Annotated in this window: 4 protein-coding genes; all 4 read left to right on the forward strand. The window is 48.8% G+C overall.

Features of this window, described 5'->3' with window-relative positions; genetic code table 11:
- The coding region (locus H7841_17995) for an AlpA family phage regulatory protein (protein ID MEO5338750.1) at positions 1–114 on the forward strand (114 nt) is incomplete at its 5' end.
- A gap of 328 nt (positions 115–442) precedes the next feature.
- The gene (locus H7841_18000) at positions 443–1,462 is read left to right on the forward strand and encodes a hypothetical protein (GenBank protein MEO5338751.1); all 1,020 of its coding nucleotides are present in this window, start codon (positions 443–445) and stop codon (positions 1,460–1,462) included.
- A 17-nt stretch (positions 1,463–1,479) separates the two neighbouring features.
- The gene (locus H7841_18005) at positions 1,480–2,526 is read left to right on the forward strand and encodes a protein kinase (GenBank protein MEO5338752.1); all 1,047 of its coding nucleotides are present in this window, start codon (positions 1,480–1,482) and stop codon (positions 2,524–2,526) included.
- Entirely contained in the window at positions 2,523–3,242 is a 720-nt protein-coding gene (locus tag H7841_18010; GenBank protein ID MEO5338753.1) for a serine/threonine protein kinase, read from the forward strand. Before H7841_18005 ends, H7841_18010 begins: the two co-directional genes overlap by 4 nt.
- Positions 3,243–3,288 lie beyond the last annotated feature (46 nt).

The raw sequence follows: 3,288 nt of genomic DNA on the forward strand, positions 1-3,288 counted from the left end.
CGGGTCCGGCTTGGCCCCAATCGCGTCGCGTGGCTGTTGTCCGAGGTGGACGCATGGGTGAGCGAGCGGGTCGCTATTCGCGATACGCCCGTTGACACTGGCACTTCCTTCTGAGGGGCGGGGGATGGCCGGGGTGCACAACCGGTCATCCCCTTTTTACGTTCGTGTTTGGCAGGCCGCCGACTGCCGGTCTTGCCCGAATCCGCGCCCCCTACCCAGGCACCGAACGCCTCGAGTGATAACCGCTGCCCAGCCACGAAAGCACGTTCTTCCGGTGTACGAGCCGCCCGTGCATCACGCCTCGATGATTTCCCCAACTTTCAGCCACTCTACCCAATCTCGCGCCCCGAAAACGACGTAGCCACCACCACGGGACAACAAGATTTGCCATTCTCTCGCACCCTGCTATCCTGTTTTCGGAATTGAGATAGGCAGGACCGAAATGTTTCGTGAAAAGATTAAGAAATGGCTCGACCGCCCTTCTCCCGACCGTGCGGTATTTTCGCAAAGCGATTTTCCCGCTACATTGTCAAGCGACATCGGACTAATGAGAACGGAAAATCAGGATCGGGTCGCCGCGATGCGCGTCTCCCCAGGGGGGAGTTCTAAGCCGTTTCTGGTTGTTGCACTTGCAGATGGGATGGGGGGGATGCGGGATGGCGCGATTTGTGCCTCAATTACTATTTCCTCATTCTTTTTCGGATTAGTCAAATTTCGCGGGTTTCCCCTTCACAAAAGACTCGAAGACTCCGCCCAACTCGCAAACGATGATGTATTTTCATTTTCTGGCTCAAAGGGGGGTGCCACTTTATCTGCCATAGTATTTATGCCAGACGAGTCTCCAGTGTTTGTTAATGTAGGCGATAGCCGTATTTACGGAGAATTCGAAGAAGGCCAAGAAATTGATTTGTGTAGATTGACGACAGATGATTCTATGGAAGAGGCTGTTGGCGGTGTCGGAAAAGATCTCCTTCAATTCATTGGAATGGGACATGGACTTCAGCCACATGTTGGACTTCTCGGGCGTCAATTTCATAGAACTATCATTACCTCGGATGGCGTTCATTTTTTAAATCATGATACTCTCGCGGCTATTGTTGCCAACTCATCTGATAACAAACAGCTTTGCGAGAGGCTTGCTGCATTAGTAAGGTGGAGTGGTGCCCCAGACAACGCGTCAATTGCCGCCATTTCACATTCCTCTGTAGCCCAAACTCTTCTCGCAAACGAGGAAGCGTCACTGCGCATCTGGGACCAGGCTGGCGCGCTGGACTTCTTATGGCTTTCGTCCGATCTTCCAGAACCCGTGCATGAACCGGAGCATTTACGTTCACCCTCCAATGTTGATCAAGCGGCCAAGCCAAGCCAAATGAAGCCCACAAAGGCCAAACCAAAGAAATCAAAGGCAAAAAAGCCGTCCTCGCCAAATAGCCAATTTGAAATCGAGATTCTTAAGAGGTAATTCAACCGGAGGGCACTATGATCGCAGGGAGATATCAGCCAACGGGGAACGCTGCTGCGGGTGGCATGGGGGACGTTATCGAATGCGTAGATATTCGATTGAATCGGCGTGTTGTAATAAAGACTCTTAAAGATGGGGAGGATGAACGCCGCCTCATCGATGAGCAGAGGTCATTAATCAATCTTCGTTCAAAACATGTTGTCCAGTTATTCGATATTGTTGTTCTGGATAATGATCTAAAGAAAAAAACCGGCCTTGTTCTAGAGCATATTGATGGGAAGAATCTTGAGTGGGCATCATTTTCTCAAGATAATTTATTTCTAAAGATTTTGTGGCAGATCGCCTGTGGCCTTGCTGATATTCACGCAGCTGGAATAATACATAGGGACATCAAGCCTGACAACATCAGGATAGATACAAACGGAGTAATTAAAATTATTGATTTCGGATTGGCTCGGCGTGAAGGCAAGGATGCAACAACCAGGTCAATTATTGGAACACCAAACTTTATGGCGCCTGAACTTTGGGGGAGCAAAACCATAAGCTTTGATAACGCCATAGATGTCTACGCATTTGGCATGACGGCTTTATCTCTGTTAATGATTTCTCCACCGGATGAAGTGCTCGAAATGCCGCCCGCTTCTCCAGCGAAGGGAGCAATAGTCTCTTTATTGGCTGAAATACCACCGGAAATTGCCACCATCATAGAGAGTTGTTTTGATTTGTCTCCACATAATCGGCCGAGCATGGCTAAAATTCGCGATGCCCTTTCTAGAAATTTGCTTTACGAAAGGCACCGTGCTTTGCTCATTGTCTCTGGCACACCTCACGAGTTGAGTAATAAGCACAGGACAGTGAGCCTTCGCTTTGGCCCGACATCGATATCAATTTCCTATGATGGGTATGGATTTTTTGTATCCCAACTAAACGGGTTGGTGTCCGCAAACAATAAACCACTATCAGTTCGCGATGAAATCACCGGATGCGCTGTTCTTACCCTGAATGCCCCCGGGGCCCGCGATTTTGTTACTTTTGACATTTCAAACCCGCAGGTGATGCCATGATGTCACAGGGCACGATAATTGCTGGTAGGTATACGATTATAGAGCCGATTGGTAGCGGCGGCATGCAAGATGTTTATCGGGCTAACGATTCGCGTCTTGGCATGGATGTGGCGCTAAAGACGCCTCAGCAAGGGCAAGGTAAAAAGCGGTTTTCGAAAAGTGCGCAGATTGCTGCGCGCATTAATCATCATAATGTCGCTAAGACATTTGATTATATTGAGGAAAATGAGCGGGCATTTCTTATCGAGGAGCTGGTGGAAGGTGAGTCCTTTGAGCAAAAGCTAGAAGTACTGAAGTTTCTTGATCCACATTACGGTGCTCAAGTTTTGCACCATTTGGCAAAGGGAGTTGCCGCATCACATAATGCCGGTGTAATTCATCGTGATTTAAAGCCGAGTAATGTTATGGCTTGTTCCGATGTAAGTTCATGTAATATAAAAATTACTGACTTTGGGATTTCAACATTTACAGCGGAGGTATTCGATGATGAAGCAAAGAGTGGAGGGTTGACGGCTTCTACATCAAAGACCGTAAGGGGGGCTCTTCCCTATATGGCTCCGGAAATGATGTTTCGTGAACCTGGGGATCATCCCGGTCCTGCTGCTGATATATGGTCTCTTGGCGCAATGATGTTTCATCTCCTAACCCAACTTGAACAGTGCCCGAGAAAAAGCTGTTCTGTAACAGACTGTTACGGAGTGGCACGGGTTTGTTAGCACTACATTCCGGGGTGGCGGGGTTTCAGGTGGGGGTTTCGTGGTG

The sequence above is a fragment of the Magnetospirillum sp. WYHS-4 genome (genome assembly GCA_039908345.1).
Taxonomy (GTDB): Bacteria; Pseudomonadota; Alphaproteobacteria; order Rhodospirillales; family GLO-3; genus JAMOBD01.